The 17,855-nt window shown below is 59.9% G+C and carries 17 protein-coding genes; 9 read left to right on the top strand and 8 right to left on the bottom strand.

Features of this window, described 5'->3' with window-relative positions:
• Positions 1-35 precede the first annotated feature (35 nt).
• Positions 36-1,025: a zinc-dependent alcohol dehydrogenase family protein gene (locus CCGE525_RS04505; RefSeq protein WP_120703237.1), complete on the bottom strand. Its 990-nt coding sequence runs from the start codon at positions 1,023-1,025 to the stop codon at positions 36-38.
• A 139-nt stretch (positions 1,026-1,164) separates the two neighbouring features.
• Here CCGE525_RS04505 and CCGE525_RS04500 point away from each other — a divergent pair, with 139 nt between their 5' ends.
• Together CCGE525_RS04500 and CCGE525_RS04495 are read left to right on the top strand one after the other, a co-directional pair.
• Positions 1,165-1,560 carry a winged helix-turn-helix transcriptional regulator gene (locus tag CCGE525_RS04500; protein ID WP_281024643.1) on the top strand — a complete coding sequence of 132 codons (396 nt, stop codon included), beginning with the start codon at positions 1,165-1,167 and terminating at the stop codon, positions 1,558-1,560.
• Between the two features lie 161 nt (positions 1,561-1,721).
• Positions 1,722-2,057, top strand: a complete 336-nt coding sequence (locus CCGE525_RS04495) for a RidA family protein (protein ID WP_120703236.1) — start codon at positions 1,722-1,724, stop codon at positions 2,055-2,057.
• A gap of 46 nt (positions 2,058-2,103) precedes the next feature.
• Here the strand turns inward: CCGE525_RS04495 and istB are convergent, their stop codons facing one another.
• Entirely contained in the window at positions 2,104-2,841 is a 738-nt protein-coding gene (gene istB / locus CCGE525_RS04490) for an IS21-like element helper ATPase IstB (RefSeq protein ID WP_120702904.1), read from the bottom strand.
• A gap of 12 nt (positions 2,842-2,853) precedes the next feature.
• On the bottom strand, positions 2,854-4,383 hold the full coding sequence (gene istA, locus CCGE525_RS04485; RefSeq protein WP_120703235.1) for an IS21 family transposase: 1,530 nt from the start codon (positions 4,381-4,383) through the stop codon (positions 2,854-2,856).
• 175 nt (positions 4,384-4,558) lie between these two features.
• On the opposite strand from istA, the gene CCGE525_RS38755 reads away from it, so the two are divergent.
• Entirely contained in the window at positions 4,559-4,813 is a 255-nt protein-coding gene (locus tag CCGE525_RS38755; RefSeq protein WP_425375884.1) for a RidA family protein, read from the top strand.
• 205 nt (positions 4,814-5,018) lie between these two features.
• A complete protein-coding gene (locus CCGE525_RS04475) occupies positions 5,019-6,041 on the top strand; it encodes a class I SAM-dependent methyltransferase (protein ID WP_120703234.1) in 1,023 nt (340 codons plus the stop codon).
• Here the strand turns inward: CCGE525_RS04475 and CCGE525_RS04470 are convergent.
• Positions 5,923-6,522 carry a winged helix-turn-helix transcriptional regulator gene (locus CCGE525_RS04470; protein ID WP_425375892.1) on the bottom strand — a complete coding sequence of 200 codons (600 nt, stop codon included), beginning with the start codon at positions 6,520-6,522 and terminating at the stop codon, positions 5,923-5,925. The two genes, CCGE525_RS04475 and CCGE525_RS04470, sit on opposite strands and share 119 nt — an antisense overlap.
• A 358-nt stretch (positions 6,523-6,880) precedes the next feature.
• On the opposite strand from CCGE525_RS04470, the gene CCGE525_RS04465 reads away from it, so the two are divergent.
• The 4 genes from CCGE525_RS04465 to CCGE525_RS04450 all read left to right on the top strand — a co-directional run bounded on the left by CCGE525_RS04465 (position 6,881) and on the right by CCGE525_RS04450 (position 9,801).
• Positions 6,881-7,405: a hypothetical protein gene (locus CCGE525_RS04465; RefSeq protein ID WP_120706247.1), complete on the top strand. Its 525-nt coding sequence runs from the start codon at positions 6,881-6,883 to the stop codon at positions 7,403-7,405.
• Between the two features lie 34 nt (positions 7,406-7,439).
• Complete coding sequence (locus CCGE525_RS04460) at positions 7,440-8,090, top strand: cysteine hydrolase family protein (protein WP_120703233.1); 651 nt, start codon at positions 7,440-7,442, stop codon at positions 8,088-8,090.
• Positions 8,087-9,430, top strand: coding sequence for an epoxide hydrolase family protein (locus CCGE525_RS04455; protein WP_120703232.1), 1,344 nt, complete (start codon positions 8,087-8,089; stop codon positions 9,428-9,430). The genes CCGE525_RS04460 and CCGE525_RS04455 overlap by 4 nt, the downstream gene beginning before the upstream one ends.
• 77 nt (positions 9,431-9,507) lie before the next feature.
• The gene (locus CCGE525_RS04450) at positions 9,508-9,801 is read left to right on the top strand and encodes a putative quinol monooxygenase (RefSeq protein ID WP_120703231.1); all 294 of its coding nucleotides are present in this window, start codon (positions 9,508-9,510) and stop codon (positions 9,799-9,801) included.
• 6 nt (positions 9,802-9,807) lie between these two features.
• Here the strand turns inward: CCGE525_RS04450 and CCGE525_RS04445 are convergent, their stop codons facing one another.
• Both CCGE525_RS04445 and CCGE525_RS04440 read right to left on the bottom strand, forming a co-directional pair.
• A complete protein-coding gene (locus tag CCGE525_RS04445) occupies positions 9,808-11,727 on the bottom strand; it encodes a DEAD/DEAH box helicase (RefSeq protein ID WP_120703230.1) in 1,920 nt (639 codons plus the stop codon).
• A gap of 353 nt (positions 11,728-12,080) precedes the next feature.
• A complete protein-coding gene (locus tag CCGE525_RS04440; protein WP_120703229.1) occupies positions 12,081-14,033 on the bottom strand; it encodes an acetoacetate--CoA ligase in 1,953 nt (650 codons plus the stop codon).
• Positions 14,034-14,196: 163 nt separating this feature from the next.
• On the opposite strand from CCGE525_RS04440, the gene CCGE525_RS04435 reads away from it, so the two are divergent.
• Positions 14,197-16,098: an AsmA family protein gene (locus tag CCGE525_RS04435; RefSeq protein ID WP_120706246.1), complete on the top strand. Its 1,902-nt coding sequence runs from the start codon at positions 14,197-14,199 to the stop codon at positions 16,096-16,098.
• A 26-nt stretch (positions 16,099-16,124) separates the two neighbouring features.
• Here CCGE525_RS04435 and CCGE525_RS04430 read toward each other — a convergent pair whose 3' ends face one another.
• Together CCGE525_RS04430 and CCGE525_RS04425 are read right to left on the bottom strand one after the other, a co-directional pair.
• Positions 16,125-16,940, bottom strand: a complete 816-nt coding sequence (locus CCGE525_RS04430; RefSeq protein ID WP_120703228.1) for an ABC transporter permease subunit — start codon at positions 16,938-16,940, stop codon at positions 16,125-16,127.
• A gap of 3 nt (positions 16,941-16,943) precedes the next feature.
• Positions 16,944-17,855 (bottom strand): ABC transporter permease subunit, encoded by a 912-nt coding sequence (locus CCGE525_RS04425; RefSeq protein ID WP_120703227.1) that lies wholly within the window; start codon positions 17,853-17,855, stop codon positions 16,944-16,946.

Below are 17,855 nucleotides of genomic sequence, written 5' to 3'. Positions count from 1 at the left end.
CGGCGGGGTCTTGCCTTTTCCAGAGGTTCAATCTCCTACAGCGTGACGACGATTTTCCCGATCTGCTCATTGCTTTCCAAGAAGGTCGTCGCTTCCTGAATCTGATGAAACGGGAAGGTGCGGGAGATCAGCGGATCGAGCGCGCCTGATTGCAGCCCCGCATTGATAAAGGTCTTGGCGCGGTCGAGGATGGCATCGTCGGTCACGATCTCGGTATAGAGGTAGCCTTTCAACGTCAGGCTTTTGCCGAGAACGGCGAACTGCGGGAAAGGTCCCTCGTCCGGGCTAAGCGCCCCGTATTCGAAAAGGATGCCGCCCACGGCCATGCATTCGGTGAGCTGCGCGATCGCCGGGCCGCCGATTGGGTCGAACACGACGCGCGCGCCCTTGCCGTCGGTGATGTCCATTACCCGTGCAGTAAGGTCCTCCTCCGCTGTTGCGATAACGTGATGAGCACCAGCATTGCCCAGCGCCGCGGCCTTGGCGCTCGTCCGGGTGGTGGCAATCACCGTTGCCCCGACACTCCGCGCGACTTGAAAGGCGGCGATGCCAACACTGCTCGACGCGGCAGAAACGATCACGAAGTCGTCGGCGGTGAGTTTCGCCTGCTCGATCAGAGCGCCCCACGCGGTAACATACTGCATCCAGGAGGCGGCGGCCTGCTCGAACGACAGGTTAGCCGGATGCCTTACGACGTGACGGGCTGGGATATTGATGACTTCACCATATGTCCCCCAACGCGCCATGTCCAAAGTCGGGATAACGCTCACCGCGTCCCCTTCCGCAAATCCGGTCACGTTGCTGCCGAGCGCCTTGACGGTTCCGGCGGCCTCATAACCGAGCATGGACGGAAACGCGGCGTCGTAAAGATATGCACCTCTGCGAAACATCACCTCGGCACGGTTGAGGCCGATGGCGCGCACGGCGATCTGCACCTCGTCTGCCGCCGGAGCGGGGACGTCGATGTCCTCGATCCGAAGGACTTCGGGATCGCCATATTCGTGAAAACGTACGATGCGGGTCATGCTCATGCTCCTTCAAACACTTGCCCGCGCGGAATGGGCCGCACGAGTTATCGGAAGCATTTCGCAGCTAGTCGCGAATTTGAAAATACGGTAATCGAAAGCATATAGTGGCCAAAAGTATACCGTCAGGGAGCTCGCAATGAACAAAATGCAGAACTACGACGAGGTGCCCGGCTGCACGATGTATGCGGCCCTCAATCTCATTAGCGGCAAATGGAAAGGCATGATCCTTTATCACCTGCTCAGGGGGACGCTGCGGTTCAACGCCTTGAAAAGGCAGCTCGGGGATTGTTCGCAGCGCCTTCTGATCAAACAGCTTCGGGAGTTGGAGGAGGATGGCCTCGTTGAACGCAAAGTATTTGCCGTCATCCCGCCGAAGGTCGAATATTCGATCACGGAGGAAGGTCGCACCCTTGCTCCAATCCTGATGGGGTTGCGAGATTGGGGGCATGGTTGGCTGACACGGCGCAATCTGGTTGCACGTGACGACCACCTGCTGAATGCGGATACAGATGGCGCGTCTGCTGCACGATAGGCGCCCGCGCACAATCCCTCAGTTCCCAGGCAGCTAGCGAGCGTCATTTGTTCTACGATAGGGAGACAACGTTGCGGCTGTCAGCCTTGTCAGATCGTCCGTGACCTTAGCGGACGAGAGGGGGCGACGGCAGGAAGCTCGAAACAGAGAAGGATCGGAACATGGCGCACATTGAAAGCCGTTTGACAGCGCTAGGCTTGCAGCTTCCACAACCGATAAAACTTCCGCCGGATGTGGTCCTCCGCTTTCCTTGGGTTCGCATCCATGGCAACCGGGCGTTTATTTCGGGACATGGAGCTTTGGCGCCTGACGGGTCGATCGCCACGCCTCTCGGTAAGGTCGGCCGCGACCTGTCGTTGGAGGAAGCCTATCATGCGGCGAAATTGACCGGATTGGCGATGCTTGCGAGCCTGAAGGTGCCGATTCCGATGAAGCCGCCCCTTTGTTCCGAGATGATTGCGCCCCTTGATTCCGGGATGATCTCGCCCCCTGTTTAGTGGGGTCTGCAGGCGATGATTGTTGTCAGTCCATTTAGGCGGGGTGTCAAGCTTTTCGGGGCAGGTTTCGGCGTAGGCTATCGCCGCTCAATTCGATGCGATGGGCGTTGTGAACGAGGCGATCCAGGATGGCATCAGCATAAGTCGGGTTTCCTATGACGTCGTGCCATGCCGACACCGGAAGTTGGCTGGTAATGATGGTTGATCTGCGGCCGTAGCGATCTTCCAGGATTTCGAGGAGGTCGTGCCGGGCCTGTTCGTTGAGCGGTTCGAGACCCCAGTCGTCGAGGATCAGGACTTGAACATGGCCCAGGGTACGTTGCAGCCGAGCATACCTGCCGTCGCCGCGAGCAAGTGCGAGCTGAGCAAACAGTCGTGGGACACGCTGATAGAGAACGGAACGATCGTCACGGCAAGCCTTGTGGCCGAGAGCGCAGGCTAACCAGCTTTTTCCGACACCCGAGGGTCCGCAAATGGCCAGATTGTCATGAGCGTTGATCCAGTCGCCGCCGAGCAGCTTCATGAAGAGCGCGCGATCAAGGCCGCGCTCGCTGCGGTAGTCGACATCTTCCGGGGTGGCCTGGTGGCGAAGCTTGGCAAACCTGAGGCGTGCGGCAAGCTTACGATCGTAGCGGGAACTCCACTCCCGTTCGAGCAGCAGTCCTAGCCACTCGGCATGCGAGAGATGTTCGGCTTCGCCGTTGGTGACGAGCTCCCCGAAGGCCTTTGCCATGCCGGCCAGGCCCATGGAATTGAGTTTGTCGAGTGTTGGATGGGCAAGCATTCTTTGTTCTCCTTAGTGGTAATAGCGAGGTCCACGGATGTTTTCGTGTTGGATAGGCTCATGCGAAGGTGGTCCATTGGTGGAGGCGGCTCGATCGAGATGATTGTCGAGGATGGAGCGCACCGAACCGTAGGTCCGGGCCCCGATCTCAAGCGCACGGCTGCAAGCAGCGTTCACTCTGTCGCGGCCAAAGCTTTTGTTCAGGCGGATAATTCCCATGCAGGCTCGAAAGCCCTGCTCCGGGTGCGGCCTGTCGGCGAGGATCTTCTCACACAGCAATGCAACCTCCGGCCCGATGGAAGAGGCCTCGCGTTGAATGCGTTCGATCGTCCAGTCGGCAAAGCGGCGGTGGGCCGAGGGCATGTGATCGGGGATTGTGGTGTGCTTGCCGTTACCGCTGGAGCGGCGATGAGCGGCTATTCGCTCGCCTTTGTGGAATATCTCGATCGTATTGGCGGTGATGCGCGCCTCGACTTGCTCGCGAGCAAAGCGATAGGGAACGGAGTAATAATGCCGCTCGATCTCGACGTGGTAATCCAATCCAGCACGCCGGATACGCCATTCCGCAAAGACATAGCGTTCAACGGGCAATGGCCTTAAAGCGGGCCGGTCGAGCTCTTCGAACAATTGGCGGCGCGTGACGCCAACCCGGCGAAGGACACGCCTGTCGTTCAAATCATATAGCAAGTCGGCAATCGCCGCATTGACTTCGGCCAGACTGTAGAAGGTGCGATGGCGGAGGCGGCCCAGCAGCCAACGCTCGACGATACGAACCGCAGCCTCGACTTTCGCCTTGTCGCGGGGGCGTCTCGGCCTCGTCGGCAGGACGGCGCTGCCATAATGCGCTGCCATCGCGCAATACGTCCGGTTGACCTGGGGATCGAAGTGGCACGCCTTGATGATCGCCACCTTGGCATTGTCGGGAACCAGCAACGCCGGCGCACCGCCGAAGAACTCCAGCGCCTGAACATGGCATTCGACCCAGTCCGGAAGCGTCTCGGTCCAGCGCGCCTGCGCGAACGAAAGACTGGATGCCCCCAGGACAGCGACAAATAAATGGGCCTGCCGTGTTTTGCCCGACAGCCGATCAACGACAACAGTGACCGTGTCGCCGGCGTAGTCGACGAACAATTTGTCGCCCGCCATATGATCCTGCCGCATCGTCACCGGCAGCTTCAACGCCCAGCCGCGATAGAGGTCACAATATCGGCTGTAGCGGTAACCATCGGGATAACGGCTTATGTATTCGTCCCAGAGAATTTGCAGCGTCACGTGCTTGCGCTTGAGCTCGCGATGGACTTGCACCCAGTCAGGCTCCGGTGCGCGACGATGACCCGTCTTCGTCCCAGCCGCACGGTAGAGCGCCGCCTCCAGGACGGCATCACTCACGTCATCATCCAACGGCCACGAAAGCCCCGCAGCCGCCGCCCGTCGCAGCGTCTCGCGCACCGTCGAGGCTGCTGCTCCGACCCGAACCGCAATCGATTTGTGGCCCAGCCCTTGCTCGGACCGATATCTCAGTATCTCGCGGACACGCCGCATCTCCAGTCTCTCCGCAGGCATCCCGTTCCTTCCTTGTCATCATTGACGGAAGGAACTTCACACCGGCAGAACACCCTTGCCACATCCCTCCGTAGGGGGCGGCATCATCTCGGAACAAGGGGGCGACTAATTCTCGGAATTGGGGGGCGACATCATTTCGGAATCAGGGGGCGGATTGCCTCGGAATTTGCACCTGAAGGCAAGCATTGGCGATCTCGATCGTGTCGAAAGCTGGTTGCGCGTGTTCGGTATGGTCAATGCGGATGAGAGTTTCAACCGCTATCCGCTGGTCATCAATGGTTTCACCGACCTCATAATGGAACTCTATGGCGCGGAACGCGGCGCTCACGCTCGTTCCGCCATCGGCGTAGCCGGATTGCCTTTCAATCTCCCGGTAGAAATCGAAGCGGAAGTCGCGATCCGCGCTTAAGGCGATCATCTCTCCGGCAAACGGCCAGCGCTCACGTTGATGGCTTCGCCCGTCGATGCAAGCCGCTGATTTTGATTTTCCCGCAAGGCACTCGTTTGGCGCGTACTAACAATTGGGCACTTATACGCCAATGCCTTCCGTGGGATAGTTCACCCTTGAGACCGGCGATCCTGGTCGGTCGTTGGATGCAACGGGGGAGGCTCCAATGTCATCGACGGCAACAGAAGCAGGTATGAGCGAAATCTCGCCCAATCTGATAGTAGACGCGATGTTTGCATGCCGGAAGACGGCCGCGATGAAGGCCGCCATAGAGCTCGATCTTTTTACGCTGATCGGCGACGGCAGCACGGCTGAATCGCTGGCGGTTGCGACGAATGCTGCGAAACGCGGTGTCCGCATCCTGTGCGACTATCTCGTTGTAAACGGGTTTCTGACCAAGACGGGCCATCAATATGCTCTGACCCCATCCAGCCGAGCTTTCCTCGATCGGCATTCGCCGGCCTATATGGGCTCGGCCATCGAGTTCCTCGCCGCACCGGAAATGCTGAAGCAGGTTCTGGACGATCCGACGTCCTATGTCCGCAACGGCGGGTCCGTTGGATTGGCAAACATGTCGCCGGACAATCCCGTATGGGTGAAGTTTGCTCGCGGGATGGGTTCGTTCATCAGCGGGAGCGCGATCAGCCTCGCTGCTGAGATGGCCAATTTGCCCGCGCCGCCGAAGAAGATTCTGGACATCGCCGCAGGACACGGGCGTTTCGGGATCGAGATGGCGAAGACTTTTCCCGCAGCCGAGATTGTCGCGGTCGACTGGAGTTCTGTTCTGGAATTAGCCCAAAATAATGCACGGCAATTTGGAGTCGCAGAGCGCTACAAGGTCATTGCCGGCAGTGCATTCGAGGTTGACTGGGGCACGGACTACGATCTTATCCTGCTTCCGAACTTCCTCCACCATTTCGACATGGAAACCTGTGCCGGACTGCTCCGAAAGGCCCGGGCCAGCCTCAGCCGGGACGGCAAGGTGGTCGGGGTGGAGTTCGTGCCCAATGACGATCTCGTCTCGCCGCCCTTCGCTGCCGCCTTCTCCTGGGAGATGCTTGCCGGCACACCTAAGGGCGAAGCCTACACGCAGAAGGATCTGGCCGAAATGGCCAGGCGCGCCGGTTTTCAGAACGCGACGGTAAAACCATTGCCACCCTCGCCGGCGAGCTTGATCTTCTTCGAGTAGCGGTGCTCTGGATGCCGATCTCCTGTTGTCGGGGGATGTGGAGACCGACAGGGGGCTGTTGCACCCTCGACGTCAGCAACGGCCTATCTTGTTTCCCGAAACATTTCCCAACGGTCCCGCCTTTCCTGGGCATAGGCAGGATTGACATCCGCATGCAGATCCCCCGCTTCAGGGGCTCGCCGCAGCTCTCGCACACGGGACCGAGACCCGCCGGTTCGCCGCAGGTTAGATGGGTGTAGTTGATCGCCCGCCCCTCGTCCGGCGCCTTGATCCAGGTTTCGCCCCAGGCGCGTAGCGCAAGGATGACTGGATAGAAGGCGTTTCCCTTTTCCGTCAGGTGGTATTCGTAGCGAGGCGGGCGCTCGCTGTATTTGCGACGTTCCACTATTTCTTCCGCCTCCAGCGACTTCAGGCGGGTAGCGATCATTTGAGGCGTGCCTCCCGTCTGCGCCTGGATTTCCTCGAACCGATGGCTGTGCATGAACAGCTCGCGCAGGATTAGCACGGTCCAGCGATCGCCCACGACTGCCTCCGAGCGAGCCACGGGGCAGAGCGTCTTTTCGACAGAATTCTTTTCCATTTTCTAACTTTCTTTTTCATAGGCACTTGAAGCTATGATTTTCATAGCAAATATAGGTAGCCATGACACCGAATGCAACGGGCCATGAGGGCTCGTGCAGAAAGGAACTGCAATGACGGATGCACTCACTTCCCATCCAGGCGAGAGACTTCCAGACACCGCCAGGACACATATCGTCGGTGGTCGTGAATGGGGCTTAGCCCGCAGCTCAGATGAAGACCTCGACGTTGGACTTTCGCCCCCCGGCTCCGGCCAAGCAATCAGCGATCTCGAAATCGTCGATTCAAGCTTCAGCGCCATCATCAACGCACCGATCGAGAAGGTCGATATCCCGACCTGGTGCTTCACCCTTCCGGAAGACGAATATCGCCGCTGCTCTCCGGCCCACATCGCCGCCGGCTTTACCACCGCACCCGACGGCAAGCGCATGTCGATCAATGTCGAAACGATCGGCGGAAGCCTGATGGTACAGCATTATGTGGAGACGCTGGCTGAGAAGCATCACCTGATTCTGGAGTCGGTTTCGGATATATTCACGCCGACGGGCCGAACAACGATCCACGTACTCTGGGAACTGAGCGTCAGGCGTATCGACGACCGGACGTGCGAATTCACCAACCACGTTCGCTCCAGAGCAACGGAAGAGTTCAAAGCCTCTCTCGACAGGCAAGGCATTCCTTTCGACGTCTTCCGTGCGCAGCGACAGCCAATGTCGATTGCTCACAACAGGGGCGAGACGCCTCTCTTTGCAGCCAGCATCGAGCGTGCGGCACTTCGAAATTAAGTCCCGATGAATCCGAAAGAAATTGGAGACGAACATGTCAAAGCCGAATTACAGCAAGCAGACAACGGCACTGCTCTTTGTCGATCCCTATAACGACTTCCTTTCGGAAGGCGGCAAGGTCTGGAATCGCATCAAGCCGATCGCCGAGGAAGTCGGATTGATCGATAACCTCAAGGCGATCGATGGGGCCGTCCGCGACGCCGGGATCAGGGTCTTCATCGCGCCGCATCGCCGCTGGGAACCCGGTGACTATGAAGACTGGGCGCATCCCAGCCCGACGCAACTCGCCATCGTGGATCGCCATTCGTTCGCGCGCGGCGAATGGGGCGGGGAATGGCACCCTGATTTCGCTCCGAAGCATGGTGATGTCGTCGCCAAGGAGCATTGGGGCCAGAGCGGTTTTGCCAATACGGACCTTGACCAGCAACTGCGGCAGCGAGGGATCACGCATCTCATCATCGTCGGCCTGCTCGCCAATACCTGCATCGAGTCCACCGCCCGCTACGGCATGGAACTCGGCTATCACGTGACCCTCGTTCGCGATGCGACGGCCGCCTTCACGCATGAGATGATGCATGCCGCCCACGAGCTGAACGGCCCGACGTTCGCCCATTCCATCCTGACGACAGCCGAGCTGCTTGACGCCTTGCCGGCTACCTCCGTTAAAGAGGAGGCAAACAAATGATACCGGAAACAAAGCAACCCGCCTCCGGCCATCAGCAGGAGGTTATCGATCAGGGACGGCGGAAGCTCATTGCCTCGGCAGCAATCGGCCTGGTCGCTGCCGGCGCAGCCAACATCTTTCCAGCGTTGGCGGCTCCCGCACCGGCTGCGGCCGAAGATGCCATCCGGCCCTTCCGGGCCAAGGCATCGGCAAAGGACCTTTCTGATCTTCGCCAGCGCATTCGAATGACACGCTGGCCGGATAAGGAAACCGTCGACGACCAATCGCAGGGGATCCAGCTTGCAAAGTTGAAGCCGCTCGTAGAACATTGGGGCAGCGAATATGACTGGCGAAAAGGCGAAGCCAAACTGAATGCCTTTCCACAGTTCATCACCACCATCGATGGTCTTGATATTCATTTCATCCACGTGCGCTCAAAGCATCCAAATGCTCTCGCCGTCATCATTACCCATGGCTGGCCAGGCTCGATCTTTGAAGTGCTGAAGGCCATCGGTCCGCTCACGGATCCCACCGCGCACGGCGGACGTGCCGAGGACGCTTTCGACGTCGTCATTCCGTCGATGCCCGGCTACGGCTTTTCCGGCAAGCCCACAACGACCGGCTGGGGGCCTGATCGCATCGCCCAGGTCTGGGCGAAATTGATGGCTCGCCTCGGCTACACGAGCTACGTAGCCCAGGGCGGCGACTGGGGTTCGCCTGTTTCAAGTGCCCTGGCGCGGCTTGCACCGGACGGTCTGCGAGGCATTCACATCAACCTGCCGGCCGTCGTGCCGCCTGAGATCGCTGCAGTGCTTGCCACCGGCGGACCTGCACCGGCCGGTCTCAGCGACAAGGAACGCGCGATATTCGATGCGCTGAGTGCCACCGCGAAAATGGGCAATCGATCCTACGCTATCATGATGGGGACCCGGCCGCAGACGCTCGGTTACGGGATTACCGACTCACCGGCCGGCCTTGCGGCTTGGATGCTTGGACATCCCGGCTTCTCGCACTGGTCCTACAGCAACAACGACCCTGAAAAGCCCGTCGACGAGGTATTGGACGACATTACGCTCTACTGGCTCACCAATACCGCCACATCTTCGAGCCGGCTCTACTGGGAAACGAGCGGAAGCAGCCCAGCATTTTCGGCCCAGCAAAAGACGAATGAAATCAAGCTACCCGTGGCCATCACAGTCTTTCCGGGGGAGAGCTATCAAGCTCCGGAGAGCTGGGCGCGGCGAGCCTATCCCAACCTGAGTTACTTCCACGAGGTGGATAAAGGTGGACATTTCGCCGCCTGGGAGCAGCCTGAGCTCTTCGCAGCTGAACTACGGGCGGCCTTCCGTCCACTGCGGTAAGCGGAAGGGCCACGGATGGCGCGCAGCTTTGTCGCGCCTTCCACTTTGAGAGACACTCGATATCCGAAGGAACGATCATGTCAAAGCTTGTGGTGCTTGGAACAATCGAGGCCGTCGCCGGCCATAGCGGACAACTAATCCCGTTGCTGAAAGCGCATCGCGCTCGCTGCCTGCGTGATGAGCGCGGAACCCTAAGCTTCGACATCATGACGTCGAACGACGACGACGCGAAGATCTACATCCACGAAGTCTACCAGGACGCCGCCGCGTTTGAGCTGCATCTCAACAGCCCTTCCATCAAGCAATGGCGCGAAGAGACCGCGGGGCTGGTGGCGAAAGTGCTGGTTCAGAAAGCGACACCCGTCGAATAGGGCAGATCACTCTCCGCGCGCCTTGTCAGCCTTACGCTTGGCCCTCGAATTCGGCTTGCCTGCTGCCGGGCCGGCATCTTTCTTGGCGAAATTCGGCTTGCCCGGCTTCTTTGACCAGGGCTTCTTGTCCGGACGTTCGGAAACACTGCCCTCGCCCGCCTGCGTCCGTTCCGGCTTGCGCTCGGACTTCCATTTCGGCTTGGCTGCGTCGTTCGGACGGGCGCTCTTGTCCGAGAAGGGTTTCTTCTTTCCGTAGGTTCCTTCCCGCTTGGCCTGCGAAAAATCCGGTACGCCGGCAAGCGGCTTGACGCGGATGCCCCTTTCCAGCGTCTTGTCGGGCCCGATGGCCGACAGGAGGCGCTCGGCGCCTTCGGCCGAAAATTCCACGAAGGTTTCTTCCGGCATCATCTTGATCGCGCCGATGTCGCGCTTGGTGAGGTTGCCGTTGCGGCAGAGCATCGGGATCAGCCAGCGCGGCTCGGCATTCTGCTTGCGGCCGACCGAGAGCGACACCCAGACGCCGTCGGTGAAGTCGTTGCGTCCGGCGGAAGGCGCATCATCGCGCGGGGCGGAAAAATCGTCGCGGCGGGGTTTCCTGCGCTCGCCCTCGGCGGGAACATCCTGCAGATCCTCCGGCGCGGAGTGGCCGGTGCGGTACTGGCGCAGGAATGCAGCGGCAACCTGTTCGGCACCATGGCTTTGCAGCAGTTGCTGAACCAAGGACTGTTCGTCATCACGCAACGGCGCGGAGAAAATCGGATCGGCGAGAAGACGCTCGTCGTCGCGGCGATTGACCTCCTCGGCGGATGGCGGCTTTGCCCATGTGGCGCGGATGCGGGCGTTCTCGAGCAAGCGTTCGGTGCGGCGGCGGGCACTAAGCGGCACGATCAGGGCGCTGACGCCCTTGCGACCGGCGCGGCCGGTGCGGCCGCTGCGATGCAGCAGCGTTTCCGGATTGGTCGGCAGATCGGCGTGAACCACCAGTTCCAGGCCCGGCAGATCGATGCCGCGGGCGGCAACGTCGGTGGCGATGCAGACGCGGGCGCGGCCGTCGCGCATGGCCTGCAGCGCATGCGTACGTTCGCTCTGGCTGAGCTCGCCCGAGAGAGCAACGACGGAGAAGCCTCGGTTGTTGAAGCGCGCGGTCAGATGATTGACAGCCGCACGTGTCGAACAGAAGACGATGGCGTTCTGGGCTTCGTAGTAGCGCAGAACGTTGATGATGGCGTTTTCCCTATCGCTCGGCACGACCGTCAGGGCGCGATAGTCGATATCGACATGCTGCTTGGCTTCCGAGGCGGTGGCGATGCGCACGGCATCGCGCTGGTAGTTTTCGGCGAGCTTGGCGATCGAGCGCGGCACGGTTGCCGAAAACATCAATGTCCGCCGCTCGGCCGGCGCAGTTTCCAGGATGAATTCCAGGTCTTCGCGGAAGCCGAGGTCGAGCATCTCGTCGGCCTCGTCCAGGACAACGGCCTTGAGCTCTGAGATGTCCAGCGAATTCCGGCGGATATGGTCGCAGAGGCGCCCTGGCGTACCGACGACGATGTGCGCACCGCGCTCCAAAGCCCGCTTTTCGGTGCGCATATCCATGCCGCCGACGCAGGAGGCAATGGTCGCACCCGTCAGTTCATACAGCCATTCCAGCTCCCGCTGCACCTGCAGCGCCAGTTCGCGGGTCGGCGCGATCGCCAATGCCAACGGCGTGCCGGCGGGGCCGAAGCGCTCGGCGCCCCGCAACAGGCCCGGAGCCAAGGCCAGGCCGAAGGCGACCGTCTTGCCGGAGCCGGTCTGGGCCGACACCAATGCGTCCTTGCCGGCAAGGCCAGGATCGAGCATGGCCTTCTGTACTGGCGTCAGCACTTCGTAACCGCGCTTTGCCAAAGCCTGGGCGATCGCAGGAACGATGCCTTCGAATTCGGTCATATCTTGTCTTTCGGAATTCTTCGCACGCCAGCGGCGCGGATCATCGTGACCCGCACGTTGCAGGCCTCTTCTTCTGGCGTGCACATACTTCGTCGGCAAGCCAATGTACAGAGCAGGCGCGTATTTGTGCGATGCACAACGAAAAAAAGGCAGCGAATGTGCGCTGCCTTTGAAATTGATGCTGTCTAACGAAAGCTCGAGTCGATCAACGTCATGTTTCGGGAGCCTTGCGGCTCCAAGCCGCTCCTAACTCAAACGAACGGCCCCAAGTTGGATTTTACCTTTGACCAATGTTTCTTAACGCTGGGTTACCGCCCATAGGTCATGGTTTGCCCCTCAATTTTAAGAGAGGCTTAGTTTTTCAGCTCATCCAGCCCGGCAAAAAGATCCAACGCTTCGGGATTGGCGAGCGCTTCCTTGTTCTTCACCGGCCGGCCATGTACGACGTCACGGACCGCGAGTTCGACAATCTTGCCCGACTTGGTGCGCGGAATATCGGTAACAGCGATGATCTTCGCCGGCACATGCCGTGGCGAGGCGCCGGTGCGAATGCGGGTCTTCATCGCCTTGACTAGGTCCTCCGTAAGCACTGCGCCGACGGCCAGGCGGACGAAAAGCACGACACGGACATCATCATCCCAGTCCTGTCCGATGCAGAGAGCCTCGAGGACTTCAGGCATCTGCTCGACCTGATTGTAGATCTCCGCCGTGCCGATACGCACGCCGCCGGGATTGAGCGTCGCGTCCGAGCGGCCATGAATGATCAAGCCATCATGCTCCGTCCACTCGGCAAAATCGCCATGGCACCAGACATTGTCGAAGCGCTCGAAATAAGCAGCATGATATTTGACGCGGTCGGGATCGTTCCAGAACATCACCGGCATCGAGGGAAAAGCTTTGGTGCAGACAAGCTCGCCCTTTTCGCCACGGACGGGCTGGTCGTCCTCGTTCCAGACATCGACGGCAAGGCCGAGGCCCGGCCCCTGAATCTCGCCGCGCCAGACCGGCTGCAAGGGATTGCCGAGCACAAAGCAGGAGACGATGTCGGTGCCTCCCGAGATGGAAGCGAGCTGGATGTCGTCCTTGATGCCCTCATAGACGAAGGAGAAGCCTTCGGGCGACAGCGGCGAGCCGGTGGAGGTCATTAGCCGCAGGCTGGAAAGATTATGCGACGTCTTCGGCGTCAGGCCGCCCTTGCGCACCGCGTCGATGTATTTGGCGGACGTGCCGAACAGGGCGAATTTCTCCTCCTGCGCATAGTCGAAGAGAATATTGCCGTCGGGCGCGAAGGGAGAACCGTCGTAGAGGCAAAGCGTGGCGCCGGCGGCAAGCCCGGTCACCAGCCAGTTCCACATCATCCAGCCGCAGGTGGTGAAATAGAAGACCTTTTCGCCCGGGATCACGCCGCAATGCAGGCGATGCTCCTTGATGAGCTGCAGCAGCGCGCCGCCGGTGGAATGGACGATGCATTTCGGCACGCCCGTCGTACCTGAAGAAAACAGAATGAACAGCGGATGCGAGAACGGCAGGGGCACGAATTCGACCGCCTTCGCCTCGAAGGGCGCGATGAAGGCCGTGAGCGTCTTTGCATTCGGGGTCGCTGCCGCGACCACATCGGCGTCTCCGGCATAAGGAATGATGACGGCAGGTGCGCCGAGACGTTGCGCGATGGCGCCGACCTTTGCCGTCACATCCTGCAATTTGCCGCCATACCAATAGCCGCTACAGGCGATAAAAAGCTTCGGCTCGATCTGGCCGAAGCGATCCAGGACGCCCTGCTCGCCGAAATCCGGGGAACAGGAGGACCAGATGGCGCCGATCGAGGCAGCCGCCAGCATGCAGGCGATGGTTTCCGGCATGTTCGGCATCATCGCGGCGACACGGTCCGCCTTGCCGATGCCGAGCGCGCGAAAGGCCTGCTGCAGGCGTGACACCATGGCCGAAAGCCGATCCCAAGACCAGCGATCGCGCACCTTGTCCTCCCCCCAGAAGACCAGCGCATCCCCCTCACCGTTTTTCGACAGCAGGTTCTCGGCGAAGTTCAGCTCGGCGTCGGGAAAGAAGCGCGCTTCCAACATGAGGTCGCCGTTGATCAGCGCCCTTTCGCCGCGTTTTCCCTTGATGCCACAGAAATCCCACACTGCTGTCCAGAAGGTTTCGCGGTCGGTAATCGACCAGGCATGCAGGCTGCCGAAATCGGAAAGCGATAGGCCGAAGCGTCGGTTGCAGTCTTCCATGAAGACAAACATCGGGCTTTGCCGGCGAAATTCATCCGACGGTGTCCAGAGCGGCTGATTATCTCCCATATTTTCTCCTCCGTTTTCGGCTTATATACCATGCTGCAGCGCATTATAAAGTCACTGAGTTGTGTGTATTCGCCCTGTACAATGTTTGCATCCGCCGATCATTTCCTATATCCGGCAAACGCAGGCATATCAGCGCTATCAGTATGAAAGTCTCCGCGGGATCATGAGAGCGTCGAGGAATAACAAATGGTGGTTGACGATGCGATCGGCCTCGCGTTGGCTGCCCGCTGTTGCACGCACCACGGGCATCGCCCTTTTTGCCATTATCGTTATCTTCGCCGTTTTCAGGGCAACCGCTCCCTTTCTGATCTCCAGCGGCCTGGTGCGCTCCGGCATCGAGAAAGCGCTGTCGGACTGGACGGGATATCGCGCCCAGATCGAGGGTGCACCGACACTGGAATTCTGGCCGACGCCACGTGTGACGCTCAACCAGGTCACCATCCGCGAACCGACGAAAAACGGCAAGGTGCTCGGCCATGTCGACAGCCTCTCGGCGGATTTCTCGCTGTTTGCCGCGCTGCGCGGACGTGCGCATTTTCATGAATTCCATTTCCTGCGGCCGGTGATCTATATCCGCCGCGACGAAACCGGTCTGATCGACTGGACGAATGAAGGGCTGCTGTCCAAGGCAATCGAACGGGTGGAGCAATCCTCCAACCAGAGCCTGACGATGAGCAAGGATCAGGATGCCGTCATCGGCACGCTGACCATCGAGGACGGCAGCGTCGAGATGACGGATGACCGCAGCGGCAAACTCTACAAGATGAGCGGCGTGAACGCCGACATCTCCTGGCCGCGGCTATCCCGCCCGATGAGCGCTGTCATCCTGGCGCGTCTCAACGGTCAGGACGTCAAGATCGATTTTAGTTCCGCCCAGCCTCTGTTGCTCTTTGCCGGCAAGCGTGTCGATGCAAAAACAAGCTTCTCCTCGCCACTGATCAACTGGACCTATACCGGTGCCACCGGCCTTTCCAATTTTGCCGCACTGACCGGAAATCTGAACCTGAGCGTGCCGAATGTGCCCTCCTTCCTGGCCTGGAGCGGGGAACATCTGCCAGCCGCCAGTACGCTGCAGAACGTCTCTCTCAATGCCGACGTCGCCACGATCCCAAACGGTCTGCGCTTCAATAATCTGAACTTCAAGGTCAACGACTCCGCTGCGTCCGGCGTCATGGATCTGAGCTATTCGAAGGCCGGCAAGCCGAAGATTTCCGGCACGCTTGCCTTCGACCAGATGAACCTCAATCCGTTCCTGGCGGCATTTTCCATGCGGCTGGCCGCCGATACCGCCATCGACGCTTTGCTCAACGGCAATCCGCTGCAGCGCCTCGATGTGGATATGCGGCTTTCGTCGAACAAAGCGGTGCTCGGCCCATTTCAATTCGATGATATCGGCGCCAGCCTGCTGGTTGCCGGCGGCAAGGCAAAATTCGACATCGGCGACAGCGGCTTCGAGGGCGGAGAGCTCACCTCGCATCTGGAGGTCGCGCAAGGCGACTTCGATGGCGGCGGCAAATTGCAGATCTCCATCCATAACGCCGATTTCGGCGGGCTATTCACCCGGCTCAATCTCGCGGGGCCACTGCCGCTGACGAAGGGATCGCTGGACCTTTCACTCAGCACATCGAAGCCGATCTGGGCCGCCAATCTCGGCGATGTCGCCGGCAATATGCATTTCACCTCGGCCGCCGGCTCCTTCCGGCAGTTCAACATCTCAACCTTCCGCGAGCTTGCGTCCAGCAGAGCTTTTTTCCGGATGAGCGACATCGCCGACACGGCCTTCGATTTCGACAGCCTGGATGTCGATGCAAGCGTCGCCAAGGGGTCGGTCGATATTCACGGCGCCAAGATCGTCGGGCGCAACGAAATCGTGATGCTGAACGGCGTCGTTCCCTTCCGTAGCAACGGACTGGCGCTGTCGGGCACGATGCAGGCGAGCGATCCGGCCAATGCCGCGGAGTTGCCGATGCTGCCCTTCTACATCGGCGGCACCTGGCCGGACCCAGTGATCTCGCCTGTCAAAACGCTACTGCACAAGTCAGACCAGCAGCCGCAGCAACAATAGCTCCCCACCCCGCCGCTGGTTTTGCCTTACGCCGCGGCTGCCGCGTGCTCATCTCTCTGGCGCTGCACTTCGCGGCGTTTAGTGACGACGGAGGCGCAGATGACGCCCACGGTAACGACGCCGATCAGGATGGTGCAGATCGCGTTGATCTCCGGCGTCACGCCGAGCTTCACCTGGCTGTAGATCAGCATCGGCAATGTCTTAGCGCCGGCCCCCGAAGCAAATGTGGCGATCACCAGATCATCCAGCGACAGCGTCAGCGCCAGCACCCAGCCGGAAAACACCGCCGGCGCGATGATCGGCAGCGTGATCTCGAAGAAGGTGCGCACGGGCGGCGCGCCGAGATCGAGAGCCGCCTCTTCGATCGAGCGGTCGAAGCTCAGAAGTCTGGACTGTACGACGACCGCAACGAAGCACATGGTCAGCGTCGTATGCGCCATGACAATGGTCCAGAATCCGCGATCGATACCGGCGGCGACGAAGAGCAGCAGCAGCGATAGGCCGGTGATGACGTCGGGCATGACCAGAGGCGCATAGATCATGCCGGAAAACAGGATACGGCCGCGGAAGCGGGTGTAGCGAACCAGCGTCAATGCCGCCAGCGTACCGAGCACGGTCGCGATCGTCGCCGAGAACACAGCGATGCGTACGGTCAGCCAGGCAGCGTTGAGCATGTCGTTGTTTCGCAGCAGATGACCGTACCATTGCGTCGAGAAGCCGCCCCAGACCGTGACCAGCCGCGAGGCGTTGAAGGAATAGATGACCAGCAGCAGGATCGGCAAATAGAGGAAGGCAAGGCCGAGCGTGACGGAGATGATATTGAAGCGGGACCAGCGGATCATGGCTTACCTCCCCTTCTCGTCGGCTTTGGCCTGTACATGTTGGAAGAAGACGATGGGCACCACCAGCACAAGCAGAAGGATGGTCGCCACCGCGGATGCCAGCGGCCAGTCGGTATTGCCGTAGAATTCGCTCCACAACACCTTGCCGATCATCAGCGTTTCGGAGCCGCCGAGCAGATCGGGAATAACGAACTCGCCGACCGCCGGAATGAAAACCAGCATGCAACCGGCAATGACGCCAGGGATCGACAGCGGGAAGGTGACGCGCCAGAAGGCGCCGATAGGCGTGCAGCCGAGATCCTGAGCCGCCTCGATCAGCGTGCCGTCCATCTTTTCCAGCGAGGAATAGAGCGGCAGCACCATGAAAGGCAGATAGGAATAGACCATGCCGATATAAACGGCGGTGTTGGTATTCAGGATCACCAGCGGCTCATGGATGACGCCGAGTGCCATCAGCAGCTGATTAAGCAAACCCGTGGTGCTCAGGATCGCCATCCAGGAATAGACGCGGATCAGGAAGCTCGTCCAGAACGGCAGGATGACCAGCATCAACAGCGTCGGGCGGATGCTGCGCGGCGCCTGCGCCATGCCGTAGGCAATGGGATAGGCGATGATCAGTGTCAGGATCGTCGATATGCCCGCTATCTTCAGGCTCTGGAGATAGGCGTTGAAATAGAGCGGATCGCCGGCCAGCCAGGTGTAATTGTCGAAGGACATGCTCTGCAGCTTGTCCCACCAATCACCGAAACTGTCCGACCAGCTGAAAGCTGGATCATAGGGCGGAACGGAGAGCGCCTTCGTCGACAGCGAAATACGGAAGACGATCAGGAAAGGCGCGAGAAAGAAAATCAGCAGCCAGGCATAGGGAATGATGATGACGAGGCGCTGATAGATGGAAGAGCCGAGCGTCTTCAT

It is taken from the genome of Rhizobium jaguaris, from assembly GCF_003627755.1.
Taxonomy (GTDB): domain Bacteria; phylum Pseudomonadota; class Alphaproteobacteria; order Rhizobiales; family Rhizobiaceae; genus Rhizobium; species Rhizobium jaguaris.
Note: the sequence above shows the minus strand (reverse complement) of the source record. Positions and strands in the feature narration are given on the sequence as shown.

Bases quoted from the DNA above. Each gene is read 5' to 3' on its own strand.
- CCGE525_RS04505 (WP_120703237.1), bottom strand. From the start codon at position 1,025: ATGACCCGCATCGTACGTTTTCACGAATATGGCGATCCCGAAGTCCTT.
- CCGE525_RS04450 (WP_120703231.1), top strand. From the start codon at position 9,508: ATGTCAAAGCTTGTGGTGCTTGGAACAATCGAGGCCGTCGCCGGCCAT.
- CCGE525_RS04470 (WP_425375892.1), bottom strand. From the start codon at position 6,522: ATGCACAGCCATCGGTTCGAGGAAATCCAGGCGCAGACGGGAGGCACG.
- CCGE525_RS04475 (WP_120703234.1), top strand. From the start codon at position 5,019: ATGTCATCGACGGCAACAGAAGCAGGTATGAGCGAAATCTCGCCCAAT.
- CCGE525_RS04440 (WP_120703229.1), bottom strand. From the start codon at position 14,033: ATGGGAGATAATCAGCCGCTCTGGACACCGTCGGATGAATTTCGCCGG.
- CCGE525_RS04500 (WP_281024643.1), top strand. From the start codon at position 1,165: ATGAACAAAATGCAGAACTACGACGAGGTGCCCGGCTGCACGATGTAT.
- CCGE525_RS04445 (WP_120703230.1), bottom strand. From the start codon at position 11,727: ATGACCGAATTCGAAGGCATCGTTCCTGCGATCGCCCAGGCTTTGGCA.
- CCGE525_RS04425 (WP_120703227.1), bottom strand. From the start codon at position 17,855: ATGAAGACGCTCGGCTCTTCCATCTATCAGCGCCTCGTCATCATCATT.
- CCGE525_RS04455 (WP_120703232.1), top strand. From the start codon at position 8,087: ATGATACCGGAAACAAAGCAACCCGCCTCCGGCCATCAGCAGGAGGTT.
- istA (WP_120703235.1), bottom strand. From the start codon at position 4,383: ATGCGGCGTGTCCGCGAGATACTGAGATATCGGTCCGAGCAAGGGCTG.
- istB (WP_120702904.1), bottom strand. From the start codon at position 2,841: ATGCTTGCCCATCCAACACTCGACAAACTCAATTCCATGGGCCTGGCC.
- CCGE525_RS04430 (WP_120703228.1), bottom strand. From the start codon at position 16,940: ATGATCCGCTGGTCCCGCTTCAATATCATCTCCGTCACGCTCGGCCTT.
- CCGE525_RS04495 (WP_120703236.1), top strand. From the start codon at position 1,722: ATGGCGCACATTGAAAGCCGTTTGACAGCGCTAGGCTTGCAGCTTCCA.
- CCGE525_RS04460 (WP_120703233.1), top strand. From the start codon at position 7,440: ATGTCAAAGCCGAATTACAGCAAGCAGACAACGGCACTGCTCTTTGTC.
- CCGE525_RS04435 (WP_120706246.1), top strand. From the start codon at position 14,197: ATGAGAGCGTCGAGGAATAACAAATGGTGGTTGACGATGCGATCGGCC.